Annotated in this window: 17 protein-coding genes; 8 read left to right on the top strand and 9 right to left on the bottom strand. The window is 72.1% G+C overall.

Annotation, left to right across the window (positions count from 1 at the left end; translation table 11 throughout):
• Positions 1–36 precede the first annotated feature (36 nt).
• Both Srubr_RS20735 and Srubr_RS20730 read left to right on the top strand, forming a co-directional pair.
• Positions 37–987, top strand: coding sequence for an alpha/beta hydrolase (locus Srubr_RS20735; RefSeq protein ID WP_189990421.1), 951 nt, complete (start codon positions 37–39; stop codon positions 985–987).
• Positions 984–1,979, top strand: a complete 996-nt coding sequence (locus Srubr_RS20730) for a beta-ketoacyl-ACP synthase 3 (RefSeq protein ID WP_229926454.1) — start codon at positions 984–986, stop codon at positions 1,977–1,979. Before Srubr_RS20735 ends, Srubr_RS20730 begins: the two co-directional genes overlap by 4 nt.
• Here Srubr_RS20730 and Srubr_RS20725 read toward each other — a convergent pair.
• The 7 genes from Srubr_RS20725 to Srubr_RS20695 all read right to left on the bottom strand — a co-directional run bounded on the left by Srubr_RS20725 (position 1,931) and on the right by Srubr_RS20695 (position 9,429).
• Positions 1,931–2,227, bottom strand: coding sequence for a hypothetical protein (locus Srubr_RS20725; protein ID WP_189990423.1), 297 nt, complete (start codon positions 2,225–2,227; stop codon positions 1,931–1,933). The two genes, Srubr_RS20730 and Srubr_RS20725, sit on opposite strands and share 49 nt — an antisense overlap.
• Complete coding sequence (locus Srubr_RS20720; protein ID WP_229926455.1) at positions 2,224–2,874, bottom strand: SigE family RNA polymerase sigma factor; 651 nt, start codon at positions 2,872–2,874, stop codon at positions 2,224–2,226. Before Srubr_RS20720 ends, Srubr_RS20725 begins: the two co-directional genes overlap by 4 nt.
• Before the next feature lie 44 nt (positions 2,875–2,918).
• On the bottom strand, positions 2,919–4,478 hold the full coding sequence (locus Srubr_RS20715; protein ID WP_189990425.1) for a sodium:solute symporter family protein: 1,560 nt from the start codon (positions 4,476–4,478) through the stop codon (positions 2,919–2,921).
• A gap of 83 nt (positions 4,479–4,561) precedes the next feature.
• On the bottom strand, positions 4,562–4,747 hold the full coding sequence (locus tag Srubr_RS20710; RefSeq protein WP_189990427.1) for a hypothetical protein: 186 nt from the start codon (positions 4,745–4,747) through the stop codon (positions 4,562–4,564).
• Positions 4,744–6,855, bottom strand: a complete 2,112-nt coding sequence (locus tag Srubr_RS20705) for a carbon starvation CstA family protein (protein ID WP_189990429.1) — start codon at positions 6,853–6,855, stop codon at positions 4,744–4,746. The genes Srubr_RS20710 and Srubr_RS20705 overlap by 4 nt, the downstream gene beginning before the upstream one ends.
• A 35-nt stretch (positions 6,856–6,890) precedes the next feature.
• A complete protein-coding gene (locus Srubr_RS20700) occupies positions 6,891–8,333 on the bottom strand; it encodes an FAD/NAD(P)-binding protein (protein ID WP_189990431.1) in 1,443 nt (480 codons plus the stop codon).
• A gap of 88 nt (positions 8,334–8,421) precedes the next feature.
• On the bottom strand, positions 8,422–9,429 hold the full coding sequence (locus Srubr_RS20695) for an AfsR/SARP family transcriptional regulator (protein ID WP_189990434.1): 1,008 nt from the start codon (positions 9,427–9,429) through the stop codon (positions 8,422–8,424).
• A 139-nt stretch (positions 9,430–9,568) separates the two neighbouring features.
• Here Srubr_RS20695 and Srubr_RS20690 point away from each other — a divergent pair, with 139 nt between their 5' ends.
• Together Srubr_RS20690 and Srubr_RS20685 are read left to right on the top strand one after the other, a co-directional pair.
• Positions 9,569–9,901 carry a tyrosinase cofactor gene (locus tag Srubr_RS20690; RefSeq protein WP_229926456.1) on the top strand — a complete coding sequence of 111 codons (333 nt, stop codon included), beginning with the start codon at positions 9,569–9,571 and terminating at the stop codon, positions 9,899–9,901.
• Position 9,902: 1 nt separating this feature from the next.
• The gene (locus Srubr_RS20685) at positions 9,903–11,213 is read left to right on the top strand and encodes a tyrosinase family protein (protein WP_189990437.1); all 1,311 of its coding nucleotides are present in this window, start codon (positions 9,903–9,905) and stop codon (positions 11,211–11,213) included.
• A gap of 31 nt (positions 11,214–11,244) precedes the next feature.
• On the opposite strand, the gene Srubr_RS20680 is transcribed toward Srubr_RS20685, so the two are convergent.
• Positions 11,245–12,213, bottom strand: a complete 969-nt coding sequence (locus tag Srubr_RS20680) for a DMT family transporter (RefSeq protein WP_189990439.1) — start codon at positions 12,211–12,213, stop codon at positions 11,245–11,247.
• Between the two features lie 123 nt (positions 12,214–12,336).
• Here Srubr_RS20680 and Srubr_RS20675 point away from each other — a divergent pair, with 123 nt between their 5' ends.
• From Srubr_RS20675 to Srubr_RS20665, 3 genes are all read left to right on the top strand, one after another.
• Positions 12,337–13,314 carry a LysR family transcriptional regulator gene (locus tag Srubr_RS20675; protein WP_189990441.1) on the top strand — a complete coding sequence of 326 codons (978 nt, stop codon included), beginning with the start codon at positions 12,337–12,339 and terminating at the stop codon, positions 13,312–13,314.
• A 166-nt stretch (positions 13,315–13,480) separates the two neighbouring features.
• Entirely contained in the window at positions 13,481–14,299 is an 819-nt protein-coding gene (locus tag Srubr_RS20670; RefSeq protein WP_373313358.1) for a 2-amino-3,7-dideoxy-D-threo-hept-6-ulosonate synthase, read from the top strand.
• Between the two features lie 106 nt (positions 14,300–14,405).
• On the top strand, positions 14,406–15,512 hold the full coding sequence (locus Srubr_RS20665) for a 3-dehydroquinate synthase II family protein (protein ID WP_189990445.1): 1,107 nt from the start codon (positions 14,406–14,408) through the stop codon (positions 15,510–15,512).
• 180 nt (positions 15,513–15,692) lie between these two features.
• On the opposite strand, the gene Srubr_RS20660 is transcribed toward Srubr_RS20665, so the two are convergent.
• Entirely contained in the window at positions 15,693–16,094 is a 402-nt protein-coding gene (locus Srubr_RS20660; protein ID WP_189990447.1) for a nuclear transport factor 2 family protein, read from the bottom strand.
• A 122-nt stretch (positions 16,095–16,216) separates the two neighbouring features.
• Here Srubr_RS20660 and Srubr_RS20655 point away from each other — a divergent pair, with 122 nt between their 5' ends.
• Positions 16,217–16,810 (top strand): PadR family transcriptional regulator, encoded by a 594-nt coding sequence (locus Srubr_RS20655; protein WP_189990449.1) that lies wholly within the window; start codon positions 16,217–16,219, stop codon positions 16,808–16,810.
• Positions 16,811–16,960: the final 150 nt, after the last annotated feature.

The following is a 16,960-nucleotide window of genomic DNA, read 5'->3' as shown; positions in this document are numbered from 1 at the left end:
CCGCTGACCCCGTGCTCCTGGGAGGAGACGACTGACATGCCCCTGGATCCCGCCGTACGGGCCATGGTCGCGCGGCTGCCCGCCGTCGACTGGGGCCCCGGTCTGGACCCCCGCGCCCTGCGCGAACGGCGTCGCGGCATGCGGCGCCCGGCGTCCGGCCCGGATGTGCACGGCACCGAGGACCGCGACGTGCCCGGCGCGGACGGCGCACCCGATGTCCGCGTGCGCTGCTACCGGCCGGTCCCCGAACCCGGCCTGCCGCTGGTGATCTTCTTCCACGGCGGCGGATTCGTCCTCGGCGACCTCGACACCCAGGACGCCCTGGCCCGGCGCATCGCCCTGGACAGCCGGGCCGTCGTGGTGTCGGTCGACTACCGGCTGGCGCCCGAACACCCCTTCCCCGCGGCGCCGGCCGACGCGATGACCGTCTACCGCTGGGCCCTGCGGCACGCCGGTGACCTCGGCGCCGACCCGGCCCGGATCGCCGTGTGCGGGGAGAGCTCCGGCGGCAATCTGGCCGCCGTGGTGTGCCAGTCGGCCCGCGACGAGGGCCTGCCGCTGCCGGTGTTCCAGCTCCTGTGGTACCCGAGCACGGACTTCTCTGAGACACCCTCACGCCGGGAGAACGCCGACGCGCCGCTGCTCACCCTCGCCGCGCTGCGCTGGCTGGACGGTCACTACCTGCCGCCGGAGCTGCGCGACCAGCCACCGCCGACGGCCGCCCCGCTGCGCGCGCCGTCGCTGGCCGGGCTGCCCGCGGCACATGTCGTGGTCGCCCAGTACGACCCGCTGCGCGACGAAGGCGTCGCGTACGCACGGCGGTTGGCGGCCGACGGGGTGCCCACGCGGCTGGAGGTGTGCGCCACCATGCCGCACGGCTTCCTCTCCCTGATCGAGGACGTACCGTCCTGCCGGTCCGCCGCCGATCCCTCCTTCGGCGCCCTGCGACGGGCGCTGCACCCCGACCCCGCCCGGAGCGCATCGTGATCCTCAACGCCCCTGTGGCGCAGGCGTTTCCCGCCATCCTCGGCATCGGCTCCTACCTGCCGCGACGCGTGGTGGACAACGACGAGGTGTGCCGGCACATCGACTCGTCGGACGCGTGGATACGGTCCCGGTCCGGCATCGTCACCCGGCACTGGGCGGCGCCCGACGAAACGCTCGTCGACATGGCGGCGCACGCCGCGGCCAAGGCGCTGGCCGCGGCCGGTGTCGACGCCGCGGACCTCGACTGCGTCATCGTGGCCACGTTCACGCACCTCGAACAGACGCCGGCCGCCGCAGCCCGCACGGCCCACCGCATCGGCGCGGTCCGTGCCGCGGCCTTCGATGTCTCCGCGGGGTGCTCCGGCTTCGTGCACGGGCTCGCGCTCGCCGCGGACGTGCTGCGCAGCCGGGGCGGCCCCGTCCTGGTGATCGGCGCCGAGCGCATGACCGACCTGCTGGACCTGGAGGACCGCTCGACCGCGTTCATCTTCGGCGACGGCGCGGGCGCGGTCGTGCTCGGCCCTTCCTCCGCGCCCGGGATCGGGCCCGTGGTGTGGGGAGCGGACGGCTCCAAGGCGGATCTGATCGCGCAGTCCGTGCCCTGGAGCGCGCTGCGGGACGACCCCGGGCAGCGCCCGCCCAGTCTGCGGCAGGACGGCCCGCCCGTCTTCCGCTGGGCCGTGTACGAGATGGCCGACGTGGCCCGCCGGGCGCTGGACGCCGCCGGGATCGCGCCCGGCGACCTCGCCGCCTTCATCCCGCACCAGGCCAACGCGCGCATCATCGACGGTCTCGCCAAGGGGATCGGGCTGCCCGAGTCGGTCGTGGTGGCCCGCTCGGTCACCACGATGGGCAACACCTCGGGCGCCTCGATCCCGCTGGCCATGGACGCGCTGCTGAGCGAGGGCGCCGTACCCGGCGGCGGTACGGCGCTGCTGCTCGGCTACGGCGCGGGACTGTCGTACGCCGCGACCGTGGTGACACTGCCGTGACCGGCGCCGAGACCGTGGAAGATCACATGCTGCGCGGGTGACGCGCCGGACAGGGCCCAGACGCCCGCGACGCACGCCAGCGCGACCAGCACCAGCACCAGGGCGACCATGACGGCCCGGCGCTTCATGTCCCTGCGCTGCCAGTGCCGTTTGGCCTCGTGATACGCGTCGGGTGACTCCTCCACCGTCTCGGCGACGTGGGACAGGGCGGAGCGCAGCCACTCCTCCGTGCCGGTGTCTCCGCTCACGCCTCGACTCCCTTCATGATCGCACCGAGCTTCGCCATGCCGCGTGACGCGTGTGACTTCACCGATCCCGGCGATATGCCCAGTGTCTGAGCGATCTGCGACTCCGTCAGGTCCAGCCAGTAGCGCAGGACGAGCACCTGGTGCTGCCGGACCGGCAGCGAGCGCAGCGCCTGGACCACCATGCGGTGCTCGTCACGCAGGATGACCTGCTGTTCGGCGGAGAGTTCGGCCGTCTCGACATGCCGCTGGGCGTGCCGGCCGACCACCCGCAGGTGCCGCAGCCGCATCCGCGCGACGTTGCACACGATGGACCGCAGGTAGCCGAGGGCGGCCTCGGGGGTTCTCAGCCTGCCCCAGCGGCGGTGCAGCTGGTAGAAGGCCTCGGCGACGACGTCCTCGGCGTCGTCGCCCGATCCCAGCAGGTAGGCCAGGCGCAGCAGGGTCCCGTGATGTGCCGCGAAAAGCCGCGCGATGCTGGTGTCCCGGTCCATGTGCCGCAGGTCGAGAGGCCGCGACGGCTTTCCCTCGCGCTGGTGTGCGTGTGCGTCGTCCGCCGTGGCGTCCGGTGCCGGGGCGGCGGTGCCGGGCTCGGGCAGGCTCCTCGAATCCCCTTGCTCAGGGGGCGTGAGGAACGCGGTGCGTTTCAACGATCGACTCCTGTTCCTTCGTCGGCGGTCGGCGCGGGCGGTGGTCAGTCGACCCGGACGGCGAAGCGCGAACTTCTCCGGGGCAAGGTGGCGTCGGCGGCCAGCGAGTCGGGCCCGCGGGGCACGCCCGCCCGGTCGAGCAGCGGTGTGAGGGCGGTCGCGACGGCGAGGTTGACCGCCAGCGCGGCGACGGCGACATAGACGGCCAGGTGCACCTGGCCGAAGCCGATGCCGACCACGGAGCTGAAGCCGTGTGCCACGGCCACCGCCGTGCCCGAGACCATGCCGGCGGCCCAGCCGGCCAGCAGGGCGCGATGGTGGAACCACCGGGTGACGGCCCCGAGGCCGACCGCGGGAAACACCTGGATGATCCACACGCCGCCCAGCAGATGGAGGTTGACCGCGTCCTGCGGCTGGAGCAGGAACGCGAAGACGAGGGCGCCGAGGGTGATGACGGCCGCGGCGAACCGTGCCACGCGCACCTCGTGCTTGGGTGTGGCCGTGGGGTTGAAGTACTCGGCGTAGACATTGCGGGCGATCGTGGTGGCCATGCCGATCGCGATGACCGCCGCGGGCAGCAGCGCGCCGATGGCGAGGGCTCCGAGCAGCAGGCCGGAGGCCCAGGGCGGGACCAGCCGGTCCAGCAGCGTGGGTACGGCCATCTCGGCGTGGCCCTCGGGGGTGTGGACGCCGAGGGTGAGCGCGGCGAGACCGAGGTAGGCGAACAGGCCCAGGCCGAGCGTCCACAGCGGCAGCGCGAGGACGGAGCGCCGTACCGTGTCGGCGCTGCCGGCCGCGAGGGCCACGGTGAACGTCTGCGGGTACATCAGCTGCGCGAGGACACACCCGAGGGCGAGGGAGGCGTAGGCGGAGTAGGTGTCGTCCGGCGGGATCAACGGCACCTGGTGCCGGGCGAGCCGGAGGGAGGAGTCGCGGAACACCTCCCCGGGGCCCGAGGTGCGCCGCGCGACGAGGACCAGGGTCGCCGCCAGCATGACCGCGAGCAGCACGGCCTTGAAGGAGGCCACTCGCATGCACACGCGCAGACCGTCGGGCAGGACGACGGTGACCAGCACGGCGAGCACCAGGACCACGCCCGTCACGCCGACGAGGCTGGTGGGCTGTACGTCCAGGGCGCGCAGCGCCGCGTGCAGGCCGACCACCTGGAGCGCGAGGTACGGCATCGCGGCGACCACCCCGGTGATCGTGACCGCGAGGGCCAGGGCGTGCGAGCCGTGCCGGGCCCGGGTCACGTCCGCCGCCGTCACCAGGCCGTGCCGGCGCGCGAGTTGGTGCATCAGCGGCAGGACGACCAGGGCGGCGGGCGTGAACAGGATCGTGTAGACGAGGGAGTAGAGCCCCAGCCCCCCGGTCGCGAACGTCAGTCCGGGGACGGCGACCAGGGTGTAGGCGGTGTAGGTGGTGCCGCCGAGCAGCATGGCCATGCCGACGGGGCCGAGTCCGCGTCCGGCCAGTGCCCAGCCCTCGGGGTGCGGCAGTTCTGTCGGGGCCGAACGGCGCGCGAGCCCCCACGCCACGGCCGTCACCCCCACCACGAGCAGGGTGAACAAGGCGAGGGGGCCGCCGTCGAAGGGGAGACGCATGCGTGCGGACACTAGGGCAACCGGATGACCTGATGCAACAAAAATGGATTTTGGTTTCCGCATCTTGGAATAGTCGGGACGGGTCAGCAGCAGCGCGCGGTCTCCCGCGCCGTGCGCCGCGTGTGCTCACGCCACAGCGCCCGGCGCGCGGCGGAGCCGGTCGCCGCATGGGTGCGACAGTGCCGCTCGAACGCGGCCTCACCCGTGACCTCGCGCAGATAGGCCACCGCCTTGCCGAGCGCGGCACGCACCGCGCCGAGCCGGCTCACGTGACGGGCTCCGGCGTCTCGGCCCGCTCCCGGCACAGCTTGGCGGTCTCGGACGTCGGCAGGGGGACCGGCGAGCGCAGGGCCTTGCACCAGATCCGTACCGCGTCCGCCAGCACCACGACCACGAGAAGGGCGAGGATCACGGTGAGCGTGCCGTCGAGCGTGGAGTTGGCGACGATCTGCCGCATCTCGGCCGCGTCGTGCGCCGGTGCCAGCAGCCGGCCCTGGTCCAGCGCGTCGGCGTAGCGCTCGCGCTGGGCGAAGAAGCCGACGGCCGGGTCCGGGGAGAAGACCTTCTGCCAGCTCGCGGTCAGCGTCACCACGACGTCCCACAGCAGCGGCAGCGCGGTGACCCAGGCCCAGCGCACCCGGCCCTGCTTGATGAGGACGGTGGTGCACACGGCGAGGGCGACGGCGGCGAGCAGCTGGTTGGCGATGCCGAAGAGCGGGAAGAGCTGGTTGATGCCGCCCAGCGGATCGGCGACACCGGCCCGCAGGAAGTACCCCCAGGCCCCGACGACCAGCGCGCTGCACAGCCAGATGCCGGGCTTCCAGCTGATGTCACGCAGGGGCCGCCACACATTGCCGAGGGCGTCCTGGAGCATGAACCGGCCCACCCGGGTCCCCGCGTCGACGGTCGTCAGGATGAACAACGCCTCGAACATGATGGCGAAGTGGTACCAGAACGCCCGCATCGCCTCGCCGCCGAACGCCTCCGAGAGGATGTGCGACAGGCCGAGCGCGAAGGTGGGGGCGCCACCGGTCCGGGCCACCACGGAGTGCTCGCCGACCGCCGACGCCACCTGGTGCAGCGCCTCGGGCGTGATGGTGAACCCGAGGTGCTGCACGGCCTGCGCCGCCGACTGCGCGCTCGGTCCGAGCAGCGCCGCCGGCGAGTTGACCGCGTAGTACAGGCCCGGGTCGAGGACACACGCGGCGATCAGCGCCATGAGCGCGACGAAGGACTCCGTGAGCATCGCCCCGTACCCGACCAGCCGGACGTCCGACTCCCGCCGCACCAGCTTGGGTGTCGTCCCGGAGGAGATCAGGGCGTGGAAGCCGGAGAGCGCGCCGCAGGCGATGGTGATGAACAGGAACGGGAACAGGCCGCCGGAGAAGACGGGTCCGCCACCGCCGTGGGCGAACCGCGTGACGGCGTCCGCCTGGAGCCGGGGGAGCGTGAGCACGGCGCCCACGGCCATCAGGCCGATGACACCGACCTTCATGAACGTCGAGAGGTAATCGCGCGGGGCGAGCAGCATCCACACCGGCAGCACGCTGGCCAGGAACCCGTACCCGATGAGGATCCACACCAGCGTGGACGGGGCGAGCGTGAACGCGTCCGCCAGGGCGGGCGTGCGGCTGACCCAGTCGCCGCCGATGACCGCGAGCAGCAGCAGTACCCCGCCGATCGCACTGGTCTCCAGCACCTTCCCGGGCCGTACCACCCGCAGCCAGAAGCCCATGAACAGGGCGATGGGCAGGGTCATCGCGAGGGAGAACGCACCCCAGGGCGAGTCGGCGAGCGCGTTCACGACGACGAGCGCCAGCACCGCCAGCAGAATGATCATGATGACGAAGACGGCGATGATCGCCGCCGCGCCGCCGACCGGACCGATCTCGTCCCGCGCCATCTGCCCGAGGCTGCGGCCGTCCCGGCGCACGGACAGAAAGAGCGTGACCATGTCCTGGACGGCGCCGGCGAACACCGCGCCCACGACGATCCACAGCGTGCCGGGCAGATAACCCATCTGCGCCGCGAGGACCGGACCGACCAGCGGGCCCGCCCCGGCGATGGCCGCGAAGTGGTGGCCGAACAGGACGCGGCGGTCCGTCGGCACGAAGTCGACGCCGTCATCGAGGCGTTCGGCCGGGGTGCGCCGCTCGTCGTCGGTGCGCAGCACCCTGCGCGCGATCCAGCGGGCGTAGAAGCGGTGCGCGACCGCGTACGTGCCCAGCGCCGCCGCCAACAGCCAAGCCGCGCTGATGTGTTCGCCGCGGCTCAGGGCGAGCACCGCCCAGGCCGCGGTACCGGCCACGACCACGCCCGTCCACAGCGCGACGCGCGCCACGGTGCCACGGCCCGTGCGCTGATCCTGCGAAATCATCGAGAACTCTTCCTGGGAACTGGAACACTGCTGCGTCAGGCGGCGTGCAGGGCCGCGACCACGCCCTGGGCCCGGGCCACCAGGCCCGCCATGCTGGAGGTGATGAACAGCCCGCCGCCGGAAAAGTCGCCGAGGGTGTGCACGGTGGGGGAGGCGGAGACCAGGCCGCCCGTCCCGTCGTACCCGGCGACACCCGAGGCGACGAGCGCGGAGAACAGGGGAGCGGCCGTGCTCGGGGCCGAGTGGGGCGCGGCGTTGACCGCGTTCACCACCACGTCCGCCCGCAGCTCGCCGCTCTCCGTGACCACCTGGAACCCGCCCCCGGCCGTGCTCTCGATCTTCTGCAGCCCGGTCGCGAGCGTGAGCCGGCCCGAGTCGAACAGCCGGAGCAGCAGCCGGGCGTTGAGGGGCACCATCGGCGCGCACAGGCTGGACAGGACGCGGAAGTGCCGCTCGCGCAGGGCGCCGAGCGCGGCGGGGGAGAGCAGCCGTAGCGCGGCGGGCCCCAGGGAGCGGACGGCGCGGACCAGGAGGCGGCGGCCCATGTGGGGCGAGTCGATCGCGTCGATCTGCCGCCGCAGCCGGTCGACCGGCGGCTCGGTGTACGTCTCCCTCAGCTCCTGCTCCAGGACGGTGAAGTCCTGCCCGCGCGCCTGGAGCTCGGCCCGCATCAGCGGCGCCAGATCGGCGAGCGTCAGCTCTCCGGCACGGTCGCGCAGCGCGTGCAGCCGCTCCTTGGTGAGGTGCTGGAACTCCACCGGCCTGGCGCGCTGCTGGACGAAGGGGAGGACGCCGCTGCGGGACGCCAGCGTGATGCCGCCGCGGTGGCCGAGCGACTGAAGCGAGGCGACGACGTCGACCGCCGACAGGCCGCTGCCGATCACGGTCACATCCTGGTCCGGGGCCACCGTGCTCAGCGTCGTGGCCAGGGGGTAGGGATCGGCGACGAACCCGTCGAGGCCGGCGAGGCCGTAGTGGTCCGGGGCGGCGGCGGTGCCGACGCAGACGGCCATGTGATCGGCGCGGTGGCGGCCGGTGGCCGTCTCCAGGAACGCCACGCCGTCCTCGTGGCCGTATCCGGTGACCCGCTCCCGCACGATCTCCACGGCCAGGCCCCGTCGGCGCAGCTCGTCGAGGGCCTGTCGCGCGCACTGCGCGAGGTATTCGCCGTAGACGCCGCGCGGTACCAGGGGCTGTCCGAGGTCCTTGTCGCGGTAGTCGTCCGGCGACAGGCCGGGCCGGCGCAGCAGCCACTGTTCGAAGTGCGTGGCGTCGTCGTGCCGGACGGACATCTGCCGCGGCGGCAGATTGACGCGTACGGCCGTCAGGTCGGGCTGGAAGGGGCGTCCGGTCCACAGCTGTGCGGAGTCGTCGAAGACGGTGACGCCGCGCAGCCGGTGACCGGGGGCGAGCGACCGCGCCAGGGCGTCCAGCAGCGCGACACTCGCCGCGCCGCCGCCTATTACTGCCAGGTGCATGAGGTGTCCAAGGGTGTCGTGCCGGCCTGTGCGCCGGGCCGGCCGGGAGGGCTTCGGCCGAAGGCGCCTCGGCCGGGAGGGCTTCGGCTCAGAGGGCTTCGGAGGGGACGCGTGCGTCGTGGTGTGCCATCAGCCGGACCATGAGGCGGCCGATGTACTGCCTTTCGGCGCGCAGCGACGCGTTTTCCCGTTCGAGTGCGGCAAGCCGGGTGCGGGCCTCGTGCGGCAGGACTGAGCCGCCGTCGTGAAGTTCCGGCTGCTGTGCCAGGATCTTCATTTCCAGAGCACGGAGACGCTGCGACGGATCGATTCCGAGTTCTTCGGAAAAACGCCGTTTCACTTCTTGGTAGACATTCAACGCGTCCACCTGGCGGCCCGCGTGATAAAGCGCCGTCATGAGCTGGCAGTGCAGCCCCTCACGGAATGGGTGCTCGGCGGTGCTGGCCACCAGTTCCGGGATGATGCGGTGGTGCCGGCCCAGTTGGAGCTCGAGTGCGAAGCACCGTTCGAGGGCGCCGGCCCGCTCCTCGTCGAGGCGGGCCGCGACGGCCCGGACGAGCGGGCTCGACAGGCCCTCGGCGGCGCGGCCGCGCCACAGGCTGAGAGCCGTGCGCAGCAGCCGCACGGCATGTGCCGCATCGCCGTCCGCCTCGGCCCGGCCGGCGCGTTCCAGCAGGTCTCTGAAGCGGTGCACGTCGACGCGGTCCTCCGGCACGTTCAGCCGATAGCCGTGGGCCTCGGTGCTGATGACGTCCGGCAGGCCGCCGTCGGCGAGGCGGCGGCGCAGCCGGGAGACGCAGATGCGCAGCTGTGCGTCTGCGGTCTGCGGGGCCCGGCCGCCCCAGATGCCGTCGATGAGCCGGGCGCCGGTGAGGGTCCTGCCCACGTCCAGCAGGAGCAGGGTGAGAAGGGTCTGCTGGCGTGCGCCGGAGATTGGTATTTCTTCGCCTGCGGAAGTGAATTCAAGCGGTCCCAGGATATTGAAGGAAAATTCCCGACCCGTCGCGTCCGGCTGCATTTCACTCCCCCTCGGCGATGCGTTCGGCACGTCACGGTACACGCCTACCTGGAAGTAATATGTCGTGACGAGCGTCACATCAACAAGTTGTTGAACCCGGTAAACCGACGGGAGGGACTGAGCAACTAACAAGTCGCGTGAGTTGCATGAAGAGGCCGTTTTCTCGGCTCTCGAAAACGATGGAGGGGGAAGGATGGCAGTGCCAAGGACTTATCCGGTGCGGCGTCGGAGCGTCGTCAAGGCGGCCGTGGGAGGCGGCGTCCTGCTGTCCGCGGCGACGCTCACGGCGGCCGACGCGGCGGCCGAGTACACCGAGCACTACCAGGGCCGGAGGATCACCGTCGCGGGCACCGAGCGGCAACCCGTGGTACGGGTCGACGGCCGGCCGCTGCACGTCATGCGGCTCTCCGAGGGCAAGTACCTCAGCGCCCTGTGCCACTACGAGTTCGCACCGACCCCGCTCGCCGCCGCCCGCCGCGCCGTGGAAGAACTGCGCGGCGCCCAGCTGCTGCCCCAGGCCCCGGGCCACGTCCACGGCGGGGAGGCCTGAAGTGGCCGCGTCGGACGGCGTCGCAGGGGCCGCCGGCGAGGCGGAGCGGGAGCAGGCCGTAGCGGCCCTGCGCACCCACTTCGCCCAAGGGCACCTCACCCGCGCCGAGTTGGACACCCGCCTGGAGACGGCGCTGACCGCGACCACCCGCGCCGAGGTGGCGCACGCCCTCCGAGGCTTGCCCGCCCGGCCCGAGGACGTGCCCGCGGACGAAGGGCGGGCGGATCGCCGGGGTGAGGGGGCGATGCCGCACGCGAAGGCCTTCGGCATCGGGGCGGCGACGGCCACGGCCGGGGCCGCCGGCGCCCTGTTCGGGCTGCGGGTGGCCGAACGCAAGGAGGCCGGCGAGGGGCCCGGGGCGCGGCCCGCGGTCACCTCCTCCGCCCGGGCCGAGCGGCGCGACAAGCCGGTGCGCAAGAACCACCTGGCGCTGACCAAGGAGGAGAAGCGCCGGTTCGTCCAGGCGCTGCTGGAGGTGAAGCGCAAGGGGATCTACGACGAACTGGTCCAGATCCACATCGCCATCAACGGCGGGGACTTCCTCGCCAAGGAGGGCGGAGCGCGAGTGGCCCACATCAGCCCGGGTTTCCTGCCCTGGCACCGTCAGTACCTCCTGGAACTGGAGAACGCGCTGCGCGAGGTCGACGACTCGGTCGCGCTGCCCTACTGGGACTGGACCTACGACCAGTCGCCCGACTCGCCTCTGTGGTCACCGGACTTCATGGGCGGCAACGGCCGGCCCGGCGACCGGATGGTGATGGACGGGCCGTTCGCCCATGCCAACGGATGGGTCATCAGGACCAGCGCGCTGCCCGTGGGCCAGCCCGCGCTGAACGGCCACTACACCGTCGACGACCGCCCCTACCTCACCCGGGACATCGGGGCGAAGACCGACCGGCTGCCCACCGCCAAGGAGCTGGCGGACACCCTCGCCCTGCCGGTGTACGACTGCCCGCCCTACAACCACGAGTCCGGCAGCGAACCGCCGTACCGCAGCTTCCGCAACCACCTGGAGGGGTACACCCGGTTCCCCTGGGAGCCGGACACCGGCAAACTGCACAGCCGCGGACACCGCTGGACCGGGGGTCACATGGGATACATCGCCTCTCCCAACGACCCGGTGTTCTTCCTGCACCACTGCTTCGTGGACAAGTGCTGGGCCATGTGGCAGGAGCGGCATCCCGACGTCCCGCACTACCTGCCCGAGTCGGAGACCGAGGAGGTGGGGGGCCTGCACACCTCGCTGCTGCCCTGGCACACCATGTCGGCGGCCGATCTGATCGACCACACCCGCTACTACACGTACGAGTAGCCGGGCCCGGTGCACCCGCGGGCAGGCGGACTCAGCGGTGGCCGGCCATCGTGCGCCGCGCGGGGGCCGGCGCCGCCGCCCGCGCGGCGCGCCGGGCGCGGCCCCGGCTGTAGGCGTTCGACGCGGCCAGCGAGGCCAGCACCACGCACACCCCGGTGATCTCCCAGGCCGTGGGGCGGTGCCCCCGGACGGCCTGGACGGCGAAGGCCGTCACCGGGACCAGGTTGATGAACAGCACGCCGTTGGAGGGACCGAGCGAGCGGAACGCCATGTTCCAGGTCAGCGTGGCGACCGTGGTCGCGGCGAACACCACATAGCCCAACTGGGGCCACACCGCGACGTAGTCGGAGGGTGAGGGGCGCCCGATGGCACCCGTCACATCACACACCGCGGTGATGACGACGATGCTCGCCGTGCCCAGCAGACAGCTCAGCGTCGTATAGCGCAGCGGCGACCAGGAGGCGAAGCCGGCCGCGCCCGTGGTGTAGAAGACCCACCCGGCCACGCCGAACAGCGTGAGCAGTCCGCCGAAGCCCACGCCACCCGTCACCACGCGGGCCGGGTTGCCGTCACCGAGAACCAGGGCCACACCGAGCAGCGCGCACAGCACGAGCAGCAGCGTCACCGCCGGTGGCGCCTTACGGGTCCGCCCCCACATCACCAGCACGGTGACCAGCGGCATCGTCGCCATGACCAGGGCCGAACTCTGCGCGGGAATCGACTGCAGACCCACGTACGTGCACAGGTTGAAGCCGGCGAACCCCACCGTGGCCAGCCCCCACAGCCGCAGGGCGCGTCCCTCCAGCCGGAACGCGGTCCGGCCTTCCCGGACCCACAGGATCACCGCGAACACGGCGGCGGCGATCACGAAGCGGGCGGCGGCCAGATGATAGGGGTCGACATGCCCGTAGGCCGACTTGGTGATGGTGAACATGCCACCCCACACCAGACCGGTGGTGACGCCGCAGGCGACGCCGACGGCAGTGCGTGACGCTGCCATGCTGTCCCTCCTTCGAACCGGGGCCGGGCCCTGACGCGCCACGGCCCATCGCCCTCCGGAGTGTGCGGAGCACCACCTGGGGCGGGGAAGTTCCGATCGGGCACCGGCCGATACCCTCGGCGCATGAATGGCTCCGACCTCGAACTTCGCGACCTCAGGTACTTCGTGGCGGTCGCCGAGGAGCTGAACTTCAAACGGGCGGCCGAGCGGCTCGGCATCACTCAGCCACCGCTGTCCCGGGCCATTCAGACCCTGGAGCGGCGCCTGGGCGTGGCCCTGCTGATCCGCACCACCCGGCGGGCCGAACTCACCGACGCCGGACGGACCCTGCTGCGCGAGAGCCGCCACGTGCTGGACGCGGCCGAGGCGGCGGTGCGCCGCACCACCCGGGCGGCCCAGACCGCCGGGGAGCTGGTGGTCGCGGTGAAACCGGGCGGGCACGCCGGACTCCTCAAGGACATCGTCGCCGCGTACGAGGCGGTACCGGGCGCCGTCCCGGTACGCATGGCGCTGGGCGGCTGGGGCGAGCAGTCCGCCATGCTGCGCGCCGGACACGCCGATGTCGCCCTGGTCCGGGACCTGTTCGACACCCGCGGCCTCGACCACGAGGTGGTGGTGGCCGAACCACGCCTCGCCGTGCTGCGCCGGGACCACCCGCTGGCCGGCGCCGACGTGCTGACCCGCCGTCAACTCCTGCACCTGCCCGTCCCGTACTGGCCGGGCGCCTCACCCCGCCTGGCCCGCTACCGTGCGGCCCTCGACCTGCTGCCCGGCGCCGAGGAGGCTCCGCGCGGCCCCCGGGCGGCCGATCTGGTGCAGCTCCTGGAGATCGTGGCGATGGGGGAGTGCGTGGCCTTCCTGTCCGCCTCGACGGCCGGCCAGTACCCGCACGCCGACCTCGTCCATGTGCCCGTCGTGGACATCAGCCCGAGCGTCGTCTCGGTCGCCTGGCCGCAGGAGGCGCGCTCCAGGGCCGTGGCGGAATTCGTCGCCGCGGCCCTGCGCGTCGCCGCCCGGGAGACCGGACGCGGTGAGGCGCGCGGTGATACGACCCGTGGTGACGCGCACGGTGATACGCCCCCTGGTGACGCCCCCTGGTGACGCGCCGCGCGGTGATTCGCGTGGTGATACGCCGGGGAAACAGCGGCAATAGGCCGCCCGAGCACAGTGGGAGACGGCCCCGCTCGCCAGCACCACCCACGCCACGGGCGGGGCCGCTTCGGACACGGTCCGTGAGGACCCGACCCCCATGCGAGGAGGACTCGCTGTGCCGCTTCACACGGCGTTCGCCCGTTCGGTCAGGCTGCAGCGCCTGCACCGCCATCACGCCGGGCGCCTGTTCATCGTTCCGCTCGACCACTCGGTCACCGACGGGCCTCTCGTCGCCCCCGCCGGACTCGACCGGCTGGTGGGCGAGTTGGCCGACAACCACGTCGACGCCGTCGTTCTGCACAAGGGCGGACTGCGCCAGGTCGATCCCGCGAGGTTCAACCGGACCTCACTGATCGTCCACCTCAGCGCCAGCACCGTGCACGCACCCGATCCGCACGCCAAGTACCTGGTCGCGGACGTCGAGGAGAGCCTGCGGATGGGCGCCGACGCGGTCAGCGTCCACGTCAACCTCGGCTCGTTGGAGGAGAAGCAGCAGATCGCCGACATGGCGCGGGTCGCCGACGCCTGCGACCGCTGGAACGTGCCGCTGATGGCGATGATGTACCCACGCGGCCCGCAGATCACCGAACCCCGTGACCCGGCCCTCGTCGCCCACGCCGCCGGTCTCGCCGCGGACCTGGGCGCGGACATCGTGAAGACCCTGGCCGTCGAGGACCCGGGGGCGATGGCCGACATCACCCGGTCCTGCCCCATCCCGATCGTCGTCGTCGGCGGGCCCCGGCAGAGCGACCCCGACGCCCTGGACGCCTACGTCGGCCGGGCCCTGGCGGCGGGCGCGGCCGGTGTGGCGATGGGCCGCAATGTGTTCCAGGCACCGGCCCCCGGGGCCACCGCCCGGCGGCTCGCCCGCATCATCCACGAGGAACCGGCCCGGGTGCCCGGCCCGCGCCACGAGCTGACCGGCGTGCGCTGACCCGCCGACCCGACGCCGCGCGGCCGGCGTTCCGCCACCGCGCGAACCGCTCCCCCTTTTTCTGTCACCCGGCCACGCCGGGACCCCTTTCCTAGGAGTTCGTCTCATGAAGCTGTGCTGGCTCGACGTGCGCGCGACCAAGGGCGCCAAGAAGGCCATCGTGGAGGAGGCCGTCCATCAGCGGGTCGACGGCATCGTGTCCGCCAACCCGGCCGACTTCAAAGGGCTTCCGCCCACCGTCAAGAAGGTGCTCCTCCCGCAGGGCAAGGAGCTGCCCTCCGAGCTGGGGGCGGCGGACGTCGTGATCCTCGGCCCCGAACTGATCGGCCGCAAGGCGGAGTTGGCCAAGACCCACCCGGCCGTCGAGTTCGGCCGGTTCGTCGAGATCATCGACGCCCCGACCCTGGAGGACGCCTGTGAGGCGGCCCGGACGGAACGCTGGAGCCTGCTGCTCTTCCGTGACCCGACCAAGATCCCGCTGGAGATCGTGATCGCCGCCGCGGCCGAGGCCACCGGCTCCATCATCACGGTCGCCGCGGACGTCGAGGAGGCCGAGATCATCTTCGGCGTGCTGGAGCACGGCAGCGACGGCGTGATGATGGCGCCCGCCGCGGTCGGCGACGCCACGGCGCTCAAGGCCGCCGCCGAGGCGCAGCCCGGGGAACTGGCCCTGGTGGAGCTGGAGATCACCGAGACATCGCACATCGGCATGGGCGAGCGGGCCTGCGTGGACACCTGCTCGCACTTCCGTGAGGACGAGGGCATCCTGGTCGGCTCGCACTCCAAGGGCATGATCCTGTGCGTCAGCGAGACGCACCCGCTGCCCTACATGCCCACCCGTCCGTTCCGGGTCAACGCCGGCGCCATCCACTCGTACACCGTGGCGGGCGAGGGCGGCCGGACCAACTACCTCAGCGAGCTGAAGACGGGCAGCAAGCTGCTCGCGGTGGACGTCAAGGGACAGACCCGCGTGGTCACCGTCGGCCGGGTGAAGATCGAGTCCCGTCCGCTCATCTCCATCGACGCGGTGGCGCCGAACGGGCAGAAGGTCAACCTGGTCCTGCAGGACGACTGGCACGTCCGCGTCCTCGGCCCCGGCGGCGCGGTGCTCAACAGCACCGAACTCAAGCCGGGCGACAAGGTGCTCGGCTACCTCCCCACCGCCGACCGCCACGTGGGCTACCCGATCAACGAGTTCTGCCTGGAGAAGTAGGACCGGCCGCACGGAAGCCACGCCGACGCGCACACCCCGCGCGTCGGCGTACGGCTTCATGACGGCGAACCGAGCCGGTACGCGCCCGCGGCCTCCCCGCAAGGTGCCTTGCCCACGGCTGCGGGCGGGCCGACCGGCGCGCCGGAGCCGCGGTGACGGTGGTCGGGCCGGCGCCGCCGGTCAGCGGCCGGCCACCTCGGTGGCTTCGCGGGTGATCCGGTCGAACTGGGCGCCCATGGCTTCGGAGAGGGCCTTGGCGGCGGAGAGCGGACGGACCATGACGGTGAAGTCGTCGATCTTGCCTTTCTCGTCGAAGTGGAGGAAGTCGCAGCCCTGGATCTGCCTGCCGTCGATGGTGGCGGTGAAGACGAAGGCGTGGTCACGGCCGTCGGGGCCGGCGATCTCACGGACGTAGGCGAAGTCCTGGAGGACGCGCAGCACACCGCGCAGGATCGCGGCGGTGATCGCCTTGCCCGGATACGGCTTGAAGGCTATCGGGCTGGTGAAGACCACGTTCTCGGCGAGGAGGGCCTCGACGGCCGCGTGGTCACGGTTCTCGACAGCCTGACGGAACGGATGCACTCCGTCCTCCATAGTCAACTATGCGAATAGGTGCCTGAGAGAGTATGGGCGGGTGGCTCACGCTGTCCACCTCCTCAGCTAGTCACTTTTTCGAGTAATCACCCGCGCGCTACCGTGATGCGATGGCATTGCGCAACGCGGTCATGGCCGCCCTGCTGGAACGCGAGGCATCGGGATACGACCTCGCCAAGGAGTTCGACGCGTCCGTCGCCAACTTCTGGACGACCACGCCGCAACAGCTCTATCGCGAGCTGGAGCGCATGGAGAGCGAGGGACTCGTCGCCGCCCGGGTCGTCGAGCAGGAACGCCGCCCCAACAAGCGTCTTTTCTCCCTCACCGACGCCGGCCTGGCCGCCGTCCGCGCCTACGTCGCCGAACCGCCCCGCAAGCCCACGGCGATCAGGGACGAACTCCTGGTCAAGGTCCAGTGCGCCGACTTCGGCGACATCGAGGCCGTCCGCGCCGCGGTACGGGACCGCATGAGGCACGCGGCGGACAAGCTCGCCCGCTACGAGCGCCTTCGCGAGCGGCTCCTGCAAGGCCGGAGCGAGGACGACTACTTCGCGGAAGCCGAACGGATCGGCCCCTACCTGACCCTGCTGCGCGGCATGTCCTTCGAACGCGAGAACCTCCGCTGGGGCGAGCTCACACTCCGCAGACTCCAACAGCGCGCCTCGGCAGGGGCCTCCTCCGCCGGGCCGGGAGACACGCCCTGAGCTCTCGGGCCGCGCGGGGCCGCCGCGTACCCGGTTCGGCGATCCCGGGCAACCGGTCATCGCGAAGCCGGACGAGCCCGGCCCGGATACGCGCAGACCGGCCCGCCCATCCACTCACCACGTCGTCGGCGCCGGGACTTGGGCCCCGGC

Source organism: Streptomyces rubradiris (genome assembly GCF_016860525.1).
GTDB lineage: Bacteria > Actinomycetota > Actinomycetes > Streptomycetales > Streptomycetaceae > Streptomyces > Streptomyces rubradiris.
The sequence above is the reverse complement of the archived record's forward strand: the minus strand, read 5'-3'. Positions and strand labels throughout refer to the sequence as shown.